Here is a 19,158-nt window from a genome sequence, read left to right on the forward strand (position 1 = left end):
GATAACGATAACTTAACATTCAAAATCTTAAGCTCCATAATTGATTTTCAAAATTCCTAATTAAAATCTATCTTCGCTTTTTAATAAAATTCCAATTGATTAATTCCAAATTCCAATTTTCTCAAATCTAAAATCAGCAATCTAAAATCTAAAATAATTTAATGTCTAATAATCTTCTAGAAACTCCAATTGAATACTTAAAAGGCGTTGGTCCCAGTCGTGGTCAGCTTCTTCGTAAGGAATTGGGTATTCATAAATATGGAGATTTGGTTAATTTTTTTCCGAACCGATATATTGACAGAACGCGTTATTATAAGATTAATGAATTGCAGAATACGGGTTCTGAAGTACAGATTATTGGAAAAATAATCCACATTAAAACCGTTGAGTTCGCCAAAAACAAAAAACGTCTTGTGGCTACTTTTGTTGATGACACTGGACAAATTGATTTAAATTGGTTTCAAGGTCATAAATGGATTCGTGAAACCTTAAAGCTAAATGAACAGCTTGTTATTTTCGGAAAATGCTCTTTGTATGGAAGCCAGTTTAGTATGGCGCATCCAGAAATTGAATTGCTGAGCGAACACGAAAGAAGTTTACGTTCTGCCATGCAGCCTGTTTATCCTTCAACGGAGGCTTTAACCAATAAAGGAATTTCAAATCGTACCATCAATAAAATGATGGAACAATTGTTTCTGGAAACTCAGGCACTTTTTACAGAAACCTTTCCTCCTTTTTTAATAGAGGAATTAAAACTAATTCCGAAAAAAGCGGCTTTATTTAATATTCATTTTCCTAAAAGTGCCGATATTTTAGCGAAAGCACAATTCAGATTAAAATTTGAAGAATTGTTCTTTATTCAGCTTCAATTAATTACTAAAAACCTTATTAGAAAACATAAAATAAAAGGTCATCCATTTGATAAAGTGGGCGAACTTTTTAATGATTTTTATAAAAACCATCTTCCTTTTGATTTAACAAACGCTCAAAAAAGAGTAATCAAAGAAATCAGAACGGATATGGGAAGTAATGCCCAAATGAACCGTTTGCTTCAAGGTGATGTTGGTTCTGGAAAAACAATCGTGGCTTTTATGAGTATGCTTTTGGCTATTGATAATGGTTTTCAGGCTTGTTTAATGGCGCCTACCGAGATTTTGGCCAATCAACATTTTCTTGGTTTATCTGAATTTGCTAATACCTTAAACATCAATATCAGAATATTAACGGGTTCGACTAAAACTTCTGAAAGAAAAATTATTCATGAGGAATTAGAAAACGGAACGCTTAAAATTTTGATCGGAACTCACGCTTTATTAGAAGACAAAGTAAAATTTCAAAATTTAGGTTTGGCTGTCATTGACGAACAGCATCGTTTTGGTGTAGAACAACGTTCTAAATTATGGAAGAAAAATGATATTCCGCCACACGTTTTAGTGATGACTGCTACTCCAATTCCGAGAACATTGGCGATGAGTTTATATGGTGATTTGGATATTTCTGTAATTGATGAATTACCTCCAGGAAGAAAACCAATTCAAACTGTACATCGTTTTGATACCAACCGTTTGAAAGTCTGGAAATTCCTTCGTGATGAAATTGCAAAAGGCAGACAAATCTACATCGTTTATCCGCTGATTCAGGAATCTGAAAAAATGGATTATAAGGATTTAATGGATGGTTACGAAAGTATTTCCCGTGATTTTCCGCTTCCGCAATATTCGATTTCTATTCTGCATGGAAAAATGAAACCAGCAGATAAAGATGCCGAAATGAAACGTTTCTCTGAAGGAAAAACCAATATTATGGTGGCAACTACAGTAATTGAAGTTGGTGTAAATGTTCCAAACGCCAGTGTGATGATTATAGAAAGTGCCGAACGATTCGGGCTTTCGCAACTGCATCAGCTACGCGGACGTGTTGGTCGAGGTGCCGAACAAAGTTATTGTATCTTAATGACAGGACATAAATTAAGTACTGACAGTAAAACGAGAATGGAAACCATGGTTCAAACCAATGATGGTTTCGAAATTGCCGAAGTTGACTTAAAACTTCGCGGTCCCGGCGATTTAATGGGAACTCAACAAAGCGGTGTATTAAACCTTCAAATTGCAGATATTGTAAAAGATAGAGAAATCCTTTCTTTAGCTAGAAACTATGCTATGAAAATCTTAAAAGAAGATTCTGCATTACAAAAACCAGAAAATGCTATTCTAAGAGCAATTTTTATAGAATTGACAAAGAAGAAAAATATTTGGAATTATATTTCTTAGGAACAAAGTAACAAAGAAACAAAGGGACAAAGGTTTTAGCTTTATGCATAAAAACCTTTGTCCCTTTGTTACTTTGAACCTCTGTCACTTAAAAAAAAAAATATACTTCACTGCATCTCACTTTTTAAAAAGTTTCAATATTCAGGTGATTTAGATTTGTTGGGGGGCAAATTTTTGTTGAATATTTGAATGGATACAATGAAGCATATTTAAAAATTATTTCTTCTTTGGAGTGCTTTTATCAAACAATCCGCCGAATAAACCTTTACTTATTTTGTTTTTATCATCTTTACCAGTGGCAATTAAATGATCAATATATTCCATATAGGTTTTCTTTCTTTCTTCTAAAAAGCCTACGAGATATTCTTCAGAAGCATGAATTCCGCTGGTTTCTTCTATCTGGAGCAATTTCTTGTACAAAGGCTCAATAAATTTTACAATAATCTCATTTGGAACCGATTTTCTTGTTCCAAAGAAACCTACAATTTCACCGTCGGTATCGGCAATAATTTTAAAATCGGTTACAACCCAGTAATAGCGGCCTGTTTTGGCCATGTTTTTTATTATTACGTGAATGTTTTCACTCGATTTTATACTGTCCCATAAAAATTTAAAAATGACTTTGGGCATATCAGGATGTCGAACTATATTGTGCGGTTGACCGACAAGTTCGAACTCATCATAACCAGAAACATCTATAAAATCTTCGTTAGCATATAAAATGGTTCCTTTTTTATCAGTTTTACTAAGCAGTACTTTATTCTTATTCCAGTCTACTTCTCTGTCTGATGGCGTAGGGCGATTAATTCTGGTATCCATAAATTTTACATTTAAATTAATTTACAATTCAATTAAGCATATAAAATGCATCCTTAAACAATTTTTAATTTAATTCAATTTCCAAAACAAGAAGAATATTTCTGATTTTGTGAAAAACAATTCCCAATTCGCGTTCTAGCCATTCCGGAATCTCATTATTTACTACCAGATTAAGATTGTGAATATCATTAGTAATCTGAATCAGTTTTTTATATTGAAAATCTAGATTATGAACTTGCGAATTATCTCTGTAGCCTTTTAGAATTTCTGCAACTTCTGCTTCAAATTCTGATTCGGCTCCAATTTTATCGATTGAATTTAATGTTATGGTGTCACTTAAAAAATGGTCAATAGTTTTTTTCAAATTATGCAATGTAGGAACTGCAGTTGGTAAATCATGCTTAAACATACAACAGTTATAAAATTAGTATTTGGGGATTGGTACTTGTCGTAAAGAACTTAATTCCTACTGTTTGTCGACTTTACATGAATATCATTGACTAAGTCATCAATTTTTTTGGCACTTTCTCTCATCATTTCAAGATAAGTCAGCAGTTTATCATTGTCTGTATGTCCTTTTGAAACATCAATTAGTTTTAAGACCGAATTTACAGGAAGTTTTAAGTCTAAAGTTGTTCTGTGAACAAAATCATTATAATCTTTTGTAGCCGACATTGAGCTGTATTTTGCAGAAGCTAATTTCATGTTCTCTAATTCGTATTCATCAGAAATTTTTGAAATATGATTTTCACTATGTTCTTTAAAATAATACGCCCAATAACCATTCATAAAAAAAACAACTGTCGCCAGAAATGTGTGAATAATCAGGGTTTCTAAATCAAAAGTAACCTGAGAAAAATACACTTGTAATCCAGTTGCATCATTATAAATATAGTTTTGTAGGTAAGCCAAACCAGCGTGATGCAGAATTACTAAAAGAGCCAAGGGTATTTGCAACTTCCAGTTTTGATAAATAATTAAGATCGTACTGGCAATAAAAACAGTGAAATGCATTTCGAACATACCATGCATTTGGTAAATATATTGCGCCATAAATATTGACAGAACAACAGACAAGACGTACTGATAGAATTTCGAATTCTTTATAAAAAACTTAGCCGAATAATAAGCCAAAAGATTGAGCGTTCCCACTCCAACCCCAATTTCGAAAGTATCATATTTAAATGACAGTCCAATACCGAGAAGAAAATATACGGCAAGTACATAATTAATAATAGTATCTGACTTTTGAGTCATGGTAGACATAAAACTGTGCAGATAATCCTGTTCGTTTAAACTAGCTTTTGTTTTCATAGGTTTTAGTTTTTGGATTTTTGGAAAATAGATTTATTTAGTACAATTTGGTAACGAACATCCATATGCTTTCAGGGCAAAAGCATTAAAAGAAGGGTGATAATTTTTACGTAAAAGAGAATCAATCGCCATTTGAGCATAATTACTCTTAGCATCTGTACAATATCTCGTTTTATTGTAATTACCACGATAATACAAATTATGTGAAGGATCTAACAAAACCGCCTGAGGTGTTGAAAAAACTCCGCATTTATCTGCAATTGATTTCTCGAAATAAACAGGAATTTTAGCATCAAATTTTTCTTGGATTTCAGCAATGCTAAAACTTTTATTTTTGTTTAACACCACAATCTTAAAATTAATCTGATCTCCGTACTTTTTAATCAACTCACTCACATGAGGAACGTTAAAGCGGGAACACGGACAATCTGGATTGAAAAAATGAATAAAAATTGGTTTTTGATCAAAAGGACAGCAAGCTCCTAATTCAATTTTAGAGCCCATCGCAATTGCTTTATAGTTTTGTGGTACTGGTGTTGGAAGACTATATTTAAACTCGTTCTTCCAAAACAAATAACCAACCGAAAGAAGTAATAATGAAAACCATAATGTTAGAAGTAATTTTTTCTTCATATATCATTTTTTTTATTAGTTTAAGCAACAAAAAAATAAACACTTGTTAAAATAATTATCAACCAGATTCTATAAAAACTTCAAAAAACAACTTTCAAATGCTAAATTTTAACAGTACTCCCCTATTAATAGACAAATAATAGTCAAAAAAAACTTGTTTTGTTTAACATCCCAATGTTACAAATAAAATCGATAAAGTGCAAAAAAAATCAGACAAAATGCATAAAAATTATTTAAAGCTAGACTTCGCCTGACTTTTCAGATTTCAGAGTCTAATCATTGACTTTAGAAACATCTTATTTTTATTTTAAAAAAAAATTAATCTTTTATTAAACCTTTCGATTCTTTTTGAGTCTAATTGCAAACCTTTGTACATACAAATGTTAAATAAAAGCTAACATCTTCCGATTTCGTATCAAAAAGTTAAATTTGTAAGCTTACTAAAAACATAAACCTATAAAACTATATTCACCTCAATTTTATGAAAGTAAAACACCTCATTTACACACTTTTAATTATTACAATAGGAGGTTTTATTACCTACAGAATTATATCAAACAAGAGCAAAAATGATGACTCTAAAAAATTCAATGATAAAAATTCTCCAACAACTGTTAACGGAATTGTAATAAAAACAGCCACTTTTGATAATAACTTATCACTTTCGGGCTCTATCGAAGCCAATGAACAAGTGGAAATTCATAGTGAGGTTTCTGGAATTGTAGAAGGAATATTTTTTAACGAGGGATCTTATGTAACCAAAGGTCAAGTGCTTTTTAAAGTAAATGATATTGAACTAAAAGCCCAATTAAGACAAGCTGTAACCAAAGAAGGTTTGGCTGCAGAGAATGAAAGAAGAGCAAAACTGTTACTTCAAAAAGAGGCTATCAGTCAGGAAGAAGCAGATATCGCACGAGCAGATCACGCTTCTGCACAGGCACAAAGTCAATTAATTAGAGCACAAATTTCTAAAACTTCTGTAAGAGCACCATTCTCAGGAAAAATTGGTCTTCGCTCTATTTCTCCAGGAACATACATTACTCCAACTGTATTAGTTGCGAAATTGGTTAATACAGGCAAATTAAAAATTACTTTTTCTATTCCTGAAAAATATGCTTCGCAAGTACAATCTGGATCTGTAATTGATTTTAAAGTTTCTGGTTCAACCAAAACCTATAATGCCAAAATTTATGCTATTGAGCCTGAAGTAGCCGTTGCAACGCGTACGCTTCAAATTCGTGCCATTGCAGACAATACAGACGGAAAACTTTTCCCTGGAACATTTGCAGATATCAAATTACCTTTAAATATTATTAAAGACGCTATTGTTGTACCGTCTCAAGCTATCATTCCGATTCAGGATGGTAAAAAAGTTTTTATTGCTAACAACGGACAAGCAAAAGAAGTTATGGTTGATGCGACAACAAGAACTGATTCTTCAATCCTGATTTTGTCCGGATTGAAAGCGGGAGATACTTTAATCACAAGTGGTGTAATGTCATTAAAAAATGAAGCACCAATTAAAGTTAAAATCCAAAAATAATTTATGATTTCAGATTTTAGATTTTAGATTTCGTGTGTCCTGAAATCTAAAATCTAAAATCAACAATCTAAAATCTAAAATCATAAGATGAGTTTATCAACTACAAGTATAAAAAGACCTGTTTTAACCATTGTACTGAATTTATTAATCATATTATTCGGTTTCATTGGTTATACCTTTTTAGGGGTTAGGGAGTTCCCTTCTATTGACCCTGCGCAGGTTTCTATTCGTACCAATTATACAGGTGCGAATTCTGATATTATCGAATCACAAATTACCGAACCTCTTGAAAAAGCAGTAAACGCAATTGACGGAATTCGAAATATTACTTCTTCGAGTAACCAAGGAAGCAGTAACATTACTATTGAGTTTAATCTTGACAAAGATTTAGAAGAAGCTGCAAATGATGTTCGTGACAAAGTTTCGCAAGCTATTAGAAATTTACCCCAAGATATTGATGCTCCGCCTGTAGTTTCCAAAGCAGATGCGGACAGTGAATCTATTATTTCAATGACGGTTCAAAGTAACACAAGAAGTTCTTTAGAATTGAGTGATTATGCTGAAAATGTTATTTCACAGCGATTAGAAACGATTCCTGGCGTAAGTGCTGTGCAAATTTGGGGGCAAAAACGTTACGCCATGCGTTTATGGATCGATCCTGCAAAATTAGCAGCCTATGGTTGTACAGTTGCAGAAGTTCGTGCGGCATTAAATTCTCAAAACGTTGAGTTACCTTCAGGAAAATTAACTGGAGACAATACCGAATTAACGGTAAAAACTATAGGAAATCTATCAAAACCTGAAGCATTCAATGATATCATTATTAGAACTGATGGAGATAAGATTGTGCGCCTAAGCGATGTCGGAAGAGCTGAATTAGGTCCCGAAAATATAGAGACTGGATTAACATCATCTGGACTTCCAATGATTGGACTTGCCATCGTGCCAATGCCTGGAGCAAATTATCTGGATATTTCAGCTGAGTTTTATAAAAAGTATGAAGCCTTAAAAAAGGATTTACCTAAAGATATCAAACTTAATATTGCTCTTGATAATACCCTATTTGTAAAAAAATCAGTTTTAGAAGTTGCAGAAACACTAGGAATCTCCATTATTCTTGTTATTATTATTATCTACTTGTTTTTTAGAGATTGGGCTATTGCATTCCGACCTTTAATAGATATACCTGTATCTTTGATTGCTACGTTTTTTATTATGTGGCTTTTTGGTTTTTCTATAAATGTATTGACGCTCCTGGCTATTGTACTGGCAACCGGTTTGGTGGTTGATGATGGAATTGTAGTAACAGAAAACATTTTCAAAAAAGTCGAAGAAGGAATGTCACCAATTGAGGCAGCTATAAAAGGTTCTAATGAGATTTTTTACGCTGTAATTTCGATTTCGGTAACTTTAGCTTCGGTATTTTTACCCGTAATTTTTCTTGAAGGATTTGTAGGCCGTTTATTTAGGGAATTCGGTGTTGTAATTGGAGCCGCGGTTTTAATTTCTGCATTTGTATCTCTGACTTTAACCCCAATGTTGAATGCCTACTTAATGAAAGGCGGTGAACAGAAGAAATCCAAATTCTACATAAAAACGGAGCCTTTCTTCGAAAAAATGAATAGCGGTTATGCGGATGCGCTAAATAAATTTATGGCTAGAAAATGGCTTAGTTTTCCAATTTTGATAGCTTGTTTTGGATTAATTTATTTGTTCTTTACTATTCTTCCTAAAGAAACTGCTCCTTATGATGATCGTAGTTCTGTAACCATGCGTATGACGACTCCAGAAGGTTCTTCTTATGAATACACAAATCGTTTTATGCAGGAAATTTCCAAACTGGTTGATGATTCAATACCTGAAAAAAAAGTAAGTTTGGTCATTACCGCACCCGGTTCTGGAGGATCCGCAGCAAATTCAGGTTTTATTAGACTTTCTTTAAAGCAACCAGACGAGAGAGAAAGATCACAAAAGGAAATAGCAGACCAATTATCGAAATGGACAAAAAAATATCCAGACGCTAAGACATCTGTTATTCAACAGCCAACTATTGCTGTAAACAGACGTGGAGGTTTACCCGTTCAATATATTATTCAAGCTCCAACTTTTGATAAATTAAGAGAAAAAATTCCTTTATTTATGGAAGAAGTTGGCAAAAGTGATGTTTTTTCAATTACAGATGTAAATTTAAAATTTAACAAACCTGAATTAAACGTTACAATTGACCGTGCAAAAGCAGAAAGTTTAGGGATTTCTATTTTAGATATTGCACAGACTTTACAGCTTTCTTTAAGCGGACAGCGTTTTGGTTATTTCATTAAAAACGGAAAACAATATCAAGTAATTGGTCAGTTTGATCAAAAAGACAGATCTAAGCCTTTGGACTTGACTTCGATGTTTGTGAAAAACAAAAACGGAGAATTGATTCAAATGGATAACGTGGTAAAGGTTTACGAACAAAGTAATCCTCCACAATTGTATCATAACAATCGATACATGTCTGCAACTGTTGCTGCTGGTTTAGCACCAGGAAAAAGCATGGGTGATGGAATTAAAGAAATGGACCGAATTAAAGCTAAAGTTTTAGACGAAAGTTTTACAACCGATTTAGCTGGAGAATCTCGAGATTTTGTAGAAAGTAGCTCAAATACTTCTTTCGCTTTTGGATTGGCTTTATTATTAATATTCCTGATTCTTGCTGCACAGTTTGAAAGTTTCATTGATCCGTTTATTATCATTTTAACGGTTCCAATGGCAGTTGCAGGAGCTTTATTCTCTTTATGGTTATTCAACCAAACTTGGAATATTTTTAGTCAGATTGGTACCGTAATGCTTATTGGTTTGGTAACGAAAAACGGTATTTTGATTGTCGAATTTGCGAATCAGTTGCGAGAACAAGGTAAACCAAAATTAGAAGCGATTTTAGAAGCTTCAGAAGCACGTTTACGTCCAATTTTAATGACCAGTTTAGCCATTGCTTTAGGAGCACTTCCAATTGCAATGTCGCTTGGTGCTGCGTCAACGAGTAGAATTGGTATGGGAGTTGTAATTGTTGGAGGAACGATTTTCTCGTTAGCTTTAACACTTTTTGTAATTCCTGCGATCTATTTAATGTGGTCTAAAGCCAGAAAACATTATCCGGAATTTGACCATATCGATGAATACGAAAGAGAAAGTATAAAATAGAAACCAAAAAATCACGAATTTTATCTTCTAGAATTCGTGATTGTCTGGTAAAAGAATATAAAAATGAATATCAAAAATATATACTGTACTTTAATAATACTTTTTGCTTGTATTATTCAGGCAAATGCACAGGAAGTTCTGACTATTGAACAGGCTATGACAATAGCTCTGGAAAATAATTTTGAAATTAAAATTGCTAAAAACAATTCTAGAATAAACGAAACAAATGTTACTGTTGGAAATGCAGGAATGTTACCAACTGCAACCGCAAATATTACAGACAACAATAATGTTACCAACTCTACACAAGTACGTCAGGACGGAACAACAACATCTTTGAATAATGCCAAAAATAATAGTTTAAATTATGGAGTTAGCTTAGGATGGACGGTTTTTGACGGAATGAAAATGTTCGCCAAATACGATCAGTTAAAAGAACTTCAAAAACTAGGTGATTCTGAACTTAAAAGAACCATTTTGGTTAAAATCGGACAAGTTAATTCTGCTTATTACGACTTGGTGCAACAACAACATCAATTGGCTGCTTTAGATACTACTATTGTAATTTCTAATCAGAGATTAACTTTGGCTAAAAACAGATTTAGTATTGGAAAAGCCTCAAAATTAGAAGTCTTAAATGCGCAGGTCGATCTAAATTCCGATCAGGTTGCTTTATTAAGACAGAAAGAATCTTATGCCAATGCCAAAATCTTATTAAATCAATATTTAGCACGCGACCCAAAAATTGATTTCAAAGTAACGGATGAAGTCAATGTAGACAATAAATTGGTTTTGGCTGATTTAATGGATTTAGCACAAAAACAAAATCCTGCCCTTGAGTCACAAATTATCAACAAACGAATTGCTGAATTACAATTAAAACAAGTTAAAGCAGATCGTTATCCTATTCTAAGATTAACAACGGGATATAATTTCTCTGAAAGCCAATCCAGTTTAGGTTTTACCAGCGAAACTTCTAATAGAGGTTTAAATTACGGTTTTAATGCTTCTATGAATATTTTTGATGGTTTCAATCAGCATCGAAATGAAAAGGTGGCGAAAATGCAGATTGAAAACACTCAGATTGCCATCGAACAACAAAATATGATTTTGAATACGCAATTGAGTACTGCTTTTCAGACTTATTTAACAAATTTAGAATTAATCGACCTAGAAGAAGATAACGAAGCAATTGCCAGACAGAATTTAGAAATTACTTTAGATAAATTCAAAATCGGAACTATTACAACCATCGATTTTAGAACCGCTCAGCTTAATTATGTCAATGCAAAAGTACGTTACAGCAATGCACAATATGAAGCCAAATTATCTGAAATTGCGTTAAAAGAATTAGCAGGAAATATTAACTTTTAAGCCGCTGGGGGAAATTAAAAGACACAAACATTTTAACACATAGAGACATAGATTTTTGTGTCAAAAAAAGAAAATGGAAGAAACAAGTTTCCACACATAGCTAAACTATGTGTATTTAAACTAGTCAAACGCCTTTTTTAAATTTAGACAAACTATGTTTCTATGTGTTGAAAATAATTTCAACCAACGAGTTAATTTTTAGTTTAAATTTGTTTCAAAACAAACTTAAATGATCTCCTATAACACCAAAGACTGGTTTACCTTTATTTTTCATTTTCATAAATCTGATACTGTTAGAAAACTGTTTCCAATTATGATTGCAATTGGAATTTATTCTGCTGCCGTTGGTTATCTGGAAGTCGAATATTTTAAAGTTACAAAAAACGACTACATTCACAGTATTCCGATTATGCACGGAATGCTGGGTTTTGTGATTTCACTTTTGCTTGTTTTTAGAACTAATACTGCTTATGACCGTTGGTGGGAAGGCCGTAAACTTTGGGGCGGACTCGTAAATAACAGCCGAAATTTTGCTATCAAACTTTCTGCAATTCTAAAAGATGAAAACGACAGAAACTTTTTTAGAAAGTACATCCCGATGTATGCTGACATTCTACACAAACATTTAAAAGATGAAGAAACTAGCAAAATGTTGTTTGAAGATGTTGAATTAGAATTAGACAATCATAAACACAAACCTAATCAGCTAAAAAGAATTATGTATCATAAAATCAACGATTTGTATGATGCAGGTAAAATTTCTGGTGATCAGTTGATTACCATCAACGACGAATTGGTTGCTTTCACGGATATTTGCGGCGCTTGTGAACGTATCAAAAACACTCCTATTCCCTACTCTTACAGCGCTTTTATAAAGAAATTTATTTTCTTTTACACGATGACACTTCCGTTTGGATATTCTGTAAGTCTTGGTTATTTTGTTGCTCCGGTTGTTGTTTTTATATTTTATGTTTTGGCCAGTTTAGAACTTATCGCCGAAGAAATTGAAGATCCGTTTGGTGATGACGAAAATGATTTACCAACTAAAAAAATGTCGGAAAACATCAAAAAACACATAGAAGAATTGATTTAATAAAACGTTAAATCTACCCTATTATATTCTTATTTTCATTAAATTTAGAGTCTTCACCAAAAGCTAAATTTCAATGAATAACCAAAGATTTCTAGTCAATCCGCTTCAATTATCACAAGAAAAATCGTTGAAGACTCTTGTTGAAAACAGAACCATTTACAATCTTAGTAATTGCGAATTGAATTTGTTTGAAACCTACGAATCGACTAAGATGGTTCCGTTAAAATTTAATGATTTGGTCGTAACGAGTATGCTTAGAGGCAAGAAAGTTATGCATCTTTTTGATGATCCAGAATTTGAATATCTGCCTGGTGAAACCGTAATTGTTCCTTCGAATGTAGAAATGAAAATTGATTTCCCTGAAGCATCCAAAAATAATCCAACACAATGCTTGGCTTTAGCAATTGATCATGCAAAAATTACTGAAATTTTAAACTTCCTTAATGAACATTATCCAAAAGAAGGAAGCAATATATTTTGGCAATTAAACTATGAGAATTATTTCTTCTACAATAATGTCGAAATGGCTACAACCATCAATAAACTGATAAAAGAGTGCATGAGCACCTCTATTACCAAAGATATTTTAGCCGACTTAACCTTAAAGGAATTATTGATTAGAATTATTCAGACTCAAACTGTAAAATCGATTGATGAAGGAAAATTTTATGAAACTAATAATCCCATAACAGAAGTTACAGAATACATCAAACAAAACTTAAAGGAAAACATGAATTTGAAAACTTTAAGCGAAAAAGCCTGCATGAGCACAACTTCTTTCTATCGCTTTTTTAAACGCGAACTCGGCATGAGTCCGATTGAATATATTTTGAATGAAAAAATAAAATGTGCTAAAAACCTATTAAAGAATCCAACACTGCAAATTAACGAAGTTTGCTATTTAGCAGGTTTTGAAGATGCAAACTATTTTATTCGATTATTCAAAAAACACGAGGGAATTACACCAAAACAGTACCAGTTACTTTATATTAATTAAAGGTTCTAAGATACTAAGTTTTAGACTGAGACTGAGACTAAAAAAACTACTCAATCCTAGTAACTGGTTCTAAACCCTTCTCTTCTTCTGGAGTAAAAATTCGATATTCTATTTGAAATGTTTTCTTCAAAGGCGTTTCCAATGAAAAACCTCCTACTCCAAATGCATCAATTACAGTTAAAGTAAAATGTGCATGCTTCCAATATTCGAATAAATCTTTATCTACCCAAAATTCAGTGTCTTCTATTATTCCAATACAAACATCTCCAGTTCGCTGGTAATAACCTCCTTTTTCAAAACATTGCGGCTGTGTTCCTTCACAACATCCTCCAGCTTGATAAAACATTAATTCACCATGTTTTTCTTTGAGGATATTGATCAATTCAACTGCTTTTTCTGTGGCATCAATACGTCTAATCATAACTTTCAAAATTAAAAAAAGCAGTAAACCCTTTAAAAGTTTACTGCCTTAACATAACCAACTATTTAGGACTGCGCTATATCCAGCACGATTCTTCCTTCTATTTCTCCTTTTTTCATTTTGTCAAAAACAGCGTTTACCTCTTCCAATTTTGAAGTTGTAACTGTTGCTTTAACCTTTCCATCAACCGCAAATTCAATTGCTTCTTTCATGTCTTTACGAGTTCCAACAATCGAACCTCTAATTGTAATTCTATTTAAAACAGTATCGAAAATAGATAAATCAAAATTGCCTGGAGGAAGTCCGTTTAATGCCATTGTACCTTTTCTTCTCAATGTTTCAAGTCCTTGCTTGAAAGCAATTGGCGAAACTGCAGTAACCAACGCCCCATGCATACCACCAACTTCTTTCTTTAAGAATTCTCCAGGATTTTGATTTTTGGCATTTACAACCAAATCTGCACCTAATTTTTTCGCCAGTTCCAATTTATCATCTCCAATATCTATTGCGGCTACATTCATTCCCATAGCTTTTGCATATTGCACAGCAACATGTCCTAAACCTCCAATTCCAGAAATCGCGACCCATTCGCCAGGTTTAACTTCAGTTTCTTTTAATCCTTTATAAACAGTAACACCAGCACACAAAATAGGAGCCATTTCGATGAAGTTCACATTTGAAGGTAAAATACCAACATATCTAGCATCTGCTATAACAAATTCAGCAAAACCGCCATCTACACTGTAACCACCATTCTGCTGACTTTCGCATAAGGTTTCCCAGCCTGTAATGCAGTGATCGCATCCACCACAAGCGCTGTAAAGCCAAGGCACACCAACGGCATCTCCTTCTTTTACATTTTTTACATCCTGTCCTACTGCGGCAACATAACCAACAGCTTCATGTCCTGGAATTAAAGGCATTTTAGGTTTAACTGGCCAGTCTCCATCTACAGCATGTAAATCGGTGTGGCAAACTCCACTTGCAATTACTTTTACAAGAATTTCATTTCTGCCTGGACGTTTTACTTCAACCTCTTCAATTTTCAAAAGAGATCCAAATTCTCTGACGACCGCGGCTTTCATTGTTTTTGGAAGCATAATTCTATGGTTTTAAGAGAAAAGAAAATCGGATTAATTTTCTATTCTCAGGTTTATATACTTTAAAAGAATCCTAATTTCTTTTTGTCATAAGAAATCAGCATGTTTTTGGTTTGACGGTATTGGCTTAACATCATTTTATGGTTTTCGCGACCAATTCCAGATTGTTTGTAACCTCCAAACGGCGCTCCTGCAGGATAAGAATGGTACTGATTAATCCAAACACGACCAGACTGAATCGCTCTTGGAACTTGGTAAATTTCATGTGCATCTCTTGTCCAAACACCTGCACCTAAGCCGTACATTGTATCATTTGCAATTTCGATTGCTTCTTCTGTAGTTTTAAAAGTAGTAACCGCTAAAACAGGTCCGAAAATTTCTTCTTGGAAGATTCTCATTTTGTTATGACCTTTAAATAAAGTTGGTTTGATGTAATAACCGCCTTCTAATTCGCCTCCTAATTTATTTTCATCACCACCAGTTAAAACCTCCGCTCCTTCTTCTTTTCCTAATTTGATGTAAGACATAATTTTTTTTTTCTGAACAATCGAAGTCTGAGCACCAATCATAGTTGATTTATCCAACGGATTTCCTGCTACAATGGCTTCTGTTCTTTCAATTACTTTTGCAATAAACTTGTCGTAAATATCTTCGTGAATTAACAATCTGGAAGGACAAGTACAAATTTCTCCTTGGTTTAAAGCAAATAAAACTGCTCCTTCAACCGCTTTGTCAAAGAAATCATCATCATGGTCTGCGACAGATGGGAAGAATATATTTGGAGATTTTCCGCCTAATTCTAAAGTCACCGGAATAATATTTTCTGTCGCATACTGCATTACCAAACGTCCCGTGGTAGTTGAACCTGTAAATGCTGCTTTTGCTACTTTTTTATTGGTTACTAAAGGACGACCTAATTCTGCTCCAAAACCATTCACAATATTTAGAACTCCCGGAGGAAGAATATCTCCAATTAATTCCATTAAAACCATAATAGAAATCGGTGTGCTTTCAGCTGGCTTTAAAACAATAGTATTTCCTGCTGCCAATGCAGGAGCGATTTTCCATACTGCCATTAAAATCGGGAAATTCCAAGGAATAATTTGCGCTACAACTCCAAGTGGCTCACTTAATGCGATGGAAACAGTCTGCGAATCTAATTCTGCAATCGAACTTTCTTCTGCACGAATGACTCCCGCAAAATATCTAAAGTGATCAATTGCCAAAGGAATATCGGCAGCTAGCGTTTCGCGAATTGGTTTTCCATTATCAATTGTTTCAACTGTCGCGATGTATTCTAAATTATCTTCAATTTTTTGAGCAATCTTATTCAATAAAATACTTCTTTCTGTAACAGAAGTTTTTCCCCAAGTTTTAAATGCTTCATAAGCTGTATCAACGGCTAATTCTAAATCTGCTTTTCCAGAATGCGCTGCTTTTGTAAATACTTTTCCATCAATTGGAGAAACAACATCAAAGTATTCTCCTGTAATTGGCGCAGTAAATTTTCCACCAATATAATTATCGTATTGTGCCTTAAATTCAGGTCTTTTTGCTGTGGTACTCATAATATTCTTTTTTTGATTTACTCCAAATTTAGTTTCATAAAAAGAAACAGAATAGCACTTTTCATTCATCTTGTAGCACAAAAATTACACATTCCATTTTTTTAGTTAACTATACTATTTATTTAATAAAATTTTAATGTATAAATTATCAAATAATTAGTAGAGAGTATTTTTGAGTCACAAAAAAACAGCTAGAAAAAACCAAATAATTTTTTCCTACTCCACGGCGCAATCCTTATATTTGTAAACTTATTTAAGAATAAAAAAGTTACAATGAAAATATCTTACAACTGGTTAAAACAATTTATTAAAACAGATTGGACATCTGAGCAGACTTCAGAATTACTTACAGATCTTGGTTTGGAAGTTGAAGTTGTCGAAAAATACCAATCCATTAAAGGAGGATTAGAAGGAGTTGTTGTTGGACACGTTCTTACATGCGAAAAACACCCTGATGCTGATAGATTGAAAGTTACTACAGTCAATGTTGGTTTAGAAGCGCCTATACAAATTGTATGCGGAGCTGCAAACGTTACTGCAGGGCAAAAAGTACCAGTTGCCACAATCGGCACTATTTTATATGATAAAGATGGCGCAGAATTCACCATTAAAAAAGGTAAAATCCGCGGACAGGAAAGCCATGGAATGATTTGTGCTGAAGATGAATTAGGTTTAGGAACGAGCCACGACGGAATTATGGTTTTGGCTGAAGATTTAGTTCCTGGAACACCTGCTTCTGAAGTATTTCAAATTGCAAATGATGAAGTTTTTGAAATCGGATTGACACCAAACCGTGCCGATGCGATGAGTCATTATGGAACTGCTCGTGATTTAAGAGCTGGAATGCTGCAACGTGGTGTAAACATCGAATTGATTACTCCTTCTGTAAGTAATTTTAGAGTAGACATGCGTACCTTAAAAATTGACGTTAATGTTGAAGATAATCATTTAGCGCCAAGATATTGTGGTGTAACGATTTCTGGAATTTCTGTTCACGAATCTCCAAGCTGGTTACAAGATCGTCTAAAAGCTATTGGTTTAACTCCAAAAAATAATATTGTCGACGTTACTAATTATGTTTTACACGAATTAGGACAACCTTTACATGCTTTTGACGCTGCGAAAATCAACGGAAAAATCATTGTAAAAACTGCTACAGAGGGAACTAAATTTGTTACTCTTGACGATGTAGAAAGAACGCTTCACAAAGAAGATTTAATGATTTGTGACGAAATAGGGCCACTTTGTATTGCAGGATTTTTTGGTGGTAAAAAATCTGGTGTTTCTGAGGGAACAACAACCATCTTCCTAGAAAGCGCTTATTTTGATCCGGTTAGTATTCGTAAAACAGCTAAAAGACACCAATTAAGTACGGATGCTTCTTTTAGATTTGAAAGAGGAATTGATCCAACAATTACTGAATATGCTTTGAAACGTGCTGCTCTTTTAATCCAAGAAGTTGCGGGTGGAAAAATCACTTCTGATGTTGTAGAAGTTTATCCTAAAAAAGTAGAAGATTTCTCTGTTTTATTGAATTTCAGCCATGTATCTAAGATTATTGGACAGGAAATTTCAAAAGACACCATCAAAAAGATTTTAGTTTCTTTAGATATTAAAGTAAATAGTGTTTCTGATTCTGGTTTAGGTTTAACAATTCCTGCTTACCGCGTAGATGTACAGCGCGAAATTGACGTAATCGAAGAAATCTTAAGAGTTTACGGTTACAACAACATTAACTTCTCTAAGAAATTCAATGCTACTGTAGCCAATTCGCCAAGAACTGAAGATTATAAAGTACAAAATACGATTGCTTCTCAATTGAATTCTCAAGGTTTCCATGAAATGATGGCGAATTCATTGACAACTGCATCTTATGGAAAATTATCGACTTCATTAAAAGAAGAACATAATGTTTCGATGTTAAATCCGTTGAGTAGTGATTTAGCAACACTTCGTCAATCTTTATTATTTTCAGGATTAGAAGCTGTTTCTTACAACATTAACAGAAAAAATTCGGACTTAAAATTATTTGAATTCGGAAAAACATATCACAAATATTTAAACGGTTTTGAGGAGCACAAACATCTTTCTTTATTAATTTCTGGAAACAGAAACAAAGAAACTTGGACAAGTCCACAAAAAACAACAGATTTCTTCTTGTTGAAAGGGTATGTAAAAGCCATTTTGTCTCGTTTAGGAATTGAAAAAATTTCTAATGCGCCAGTTCAATCCGACATTTATTCTGAAGGAACTGCTATAACTTACAACAATGATATTTTAGTAGAAATGGGTGTAGTTAAAAAACCTATTTTGAAACATTTCGGCATCAAACAAGATGTTTATTACGCTGATTTTAACTGGGATTTAGTTCTAAAAATTATTACTGGAAAAATCAAGTATACTGAAATTCCTAAATATCCTGAAGTTCGTAGAGATTTAGCTTTATTAATTGATGAAAAAACTACTTACGAAAGTGTTTTTAATCTTGCTAAACAGACCGAAAAAACACTTTTGAAAGACATCAATCTATTTGATGTTTATCAAGGAAACAAATTACCTGAAGGAAAGAAATCATATGCTTTGAGTTTTACAATTCAAGACAACAGCAAAACATTAACCGATTCTCAGATTGACAAAATTATGTCTAAATTACAACAGACATTCGAAACTGAACTGGGAGCAAGTTTGAGATAAATTCTTAACCGTAAAGGACGCAAGGATAAACGCGAAGTCCGCAAAGTTTTTAAAACTTTGCGGACTTTTCTTTTTATAGACGTTTGATCAAAAAACTTATGTCTTTGTGGTTGAAAAATTTGAAAGCTGAAACAAAAAAAGGGTAT

14 protein-coding genes are annotated in these 19,158 nt (G+C 33.3%); 7 read left to right on the top strand and 7 right to left on the bottom strand.

Features of this window, described 5'->3' with window-relative positions:
* The first annotated feature begins 161 nt into the window (after nucleotides 1-161).
* Nucleotides 162-2,270, top strand: coding sequence for an ATP-dependent DNA helicase RecG (gene recG / locus VGE71_RS18375; protein ID WP_331139613.1), 2,109 nt, complete (start codon nucleotides 162-164; stop codon nucleotides 2,268-2,270).
* Nucleotides 2,271-2,486: 216 nt separating this feature from the next.
* On the opposite strand, the gene VGE71_RS18380 is transcribed toward recG, so the two are convergent.
* From VGE71_RS18380 to VGE71_RS18395, 4 genes are all read right to left on the bottom strand, one after another.
* A complete protein-coding gene (locus tag VGE71_RS18380; RefSeq protein ID WP_331139614.1) occupies nucleotides 2,487-3,089 on the bottom strand; it encodes a PAS domain-containing protein in 603 nt (200 codons plus the stop codon).
* Between the two features lie 64 nt (nucleotides 3,090-3,153).
* Nucleotides 3,154-3,498 carry a hypothetical protein gene (locus tag VGE71_RS18385; RefSeq protein ID WP_331139615.1) on the bottom strand — a complete coding sequence of 115 codons (345 nt, stop codon included), beginning with the start codon at nucleotides 3,496-3,498 and terminating at the stop codon, nucleotides 3,154-3,156.
* 50 nt (nucleotides 3,499-3,548) lie between these two features.
* Nucleotides 3,549-4,403 (bottom strand): hypothetical protein, encoded by an 855-nt coding sequence (locus VGE71_RS18390; RefSeq protein WP_331139616.1) that lies wholly within the window; start codon nucleotides 4,401-4,403, stop codon nucleotides 3,549-3,551.
* A 33-nt stretch (nucleotides 4,404-4,436) separates the two neighbouring features.
* Nucleotides 4,437-5,036 carry a TlpA family protein disulfide reductase gene (locus VGE71_RS18395; protein ID WP_331139617.1) on the bottom strand — a complete coding sequence of 200 codons (600 nt, stop codon included), beginning with the start codon at nucleotides 5,034-5,036 and terminating at the stop codon, nucleotides 4,437-4,439.
* 481 nt (nucleotides 5,037-5,517) lie between these two features.
* Here VGE71_RS18395 and VGE71_RS18400 point away from each other — a divergent pair, with 481 nt between their 5' ends.
* From VGE71_RS18400 to VGE71_RS18420, 5 genes are all read left to right on the top strand, one after another.
* Nucleotides 5,518-6,579, top strand: coding sequence for an efflux RND transporter periplasmic adaptor subunit (locus tag VGE71_RS18400; protein ID WP_331139618.1), 1,062 nt, complete (start codon nucleotides 5,518-5,520; stop codon nucleotides 6,577-6,579).
* A gap of 87 nt (nucleotides 6,580-6,666) precedes the next feature.
* Nucleotides 6,667-9,765, top strand: a complete 3,099-nt coding sequence (locus VGE71_RS18405) for an efflux RND transporter permease subunit (protein WP_331139619.1) — start codon at nucleotides 6,667-6,669, stop codon at nucleotides 9,763-9,765.
* Nucleotides 9,766-9,828: 63 nt separating this feature from the next.
* Nucleotides 9,829-11,139, top strand: coding sequence for a TolC family protein (locus VGE71_RS18410; protein ID WP_331139620.1), 1,311 nt, complete (start codon nucleotides 9,829-9,831; stop codon nucleotides 11,137-11,139).
* 229 nt (nucleotides 11,140-11,368) lie between these two features.
* The gene (locus VGE71_RS18415) at nucleotides 11,369-12,232 is read left to right on the top strand and encodes a bestrophin family protein (protein WP_144212918.1); all 864 of its coding nucleotides are present in this window, start codon (nucleotides 11,369-11,371) and stop codon (nucleotides 12,230-12,232) included.
* 73 nt (nucleotides 12,233-12,305) lie between these two features.
* Entirely contained in the window at nucleotides 12,306-13,229 is a 924-nt protein-coding gene (locus VGE71_RS18420; RefSeq protein ID WP_331139621.1) for an AraC family transcriptional regulator, read from the top strand.
* 46 nt (nucleotides 13,230-13,275) lie between these two features.
* Here the strand turns inward: VGE71_RS18420 and VGE71_RS18425 are convergent, their stop codons facing one another.
* The 3 genes from VGE71_RS18425 to VGE71_RS18435 form a co-directional block, all read right to left on the bottom strand.
* Nucleotides 13,276-13,650 carry a DUF779 domain-containing protein gene (locus VGE71_RS18425; protein ID WP_331139622.1) on the bottom strand — a complete coding sequence of 125 codons (375 nt, stop codon included), beginning with the start codon at nucleotides 13,648-13,650 and terminating at the stop codon, nucleotides 13,276-13,278.
* A 65-nt stretch (nucleotides 13,651-13,715) separates the two neighbouring features.
* Entirely contained in the window at nucleotides 13,716-14,750 is a 1,035-nt protein-coding gene (gene adhP / locus VGE71_RS18430) for an alcohol dehydrogenase AdhP (protein ID WP_331139623.1), read from the bottom strand.
* A 62-nt stretch (nucleotides 14,751-14,812) separates the two neighbouring features.
* On the bottom strand, nucleotides 14,813-16,318 hold the full coding sequence (locus VGE71_RS18435) for an aldehyde dehydrogenase family protein (protein ID WP_331139624.1): 1,506 nt from the start codon (nucleotides 16,316-16,318) through the stop codon (nucleotides 14,813-14,815).
* A gap of 273 nt (nucleotides 16,319-16,591) precedes the next feature.
* On the opposite strand from VGE71_RS18435, the gene pheT reads away from it, so the two are divergent.
* Nucleotides 16,592-19,012: a phenylalanine--tRNA ligase subunit beta gene (gene pheT / locus VGE71_RS18440; RefSeq protein ID WP_331139625.1), complete on the top strand. Its 2,421-nt coding sequence runs from the start codon at nucleotides 16,592-16,594 to the stop codon at nucleotides 19,010-19,012.
* The last annotated feature ends 146 nt before the right edge of the window (nucleotides 19,013-19,158 follow it).

This window comes from Flavobacterium sp. (assembly GCF_036405015.1).
Classification (GTDB): Bacteria; Bacteroidota; Bacteroidia; order Flavobacteriales; family Flavobacteriaceae; genus Flavobacterium.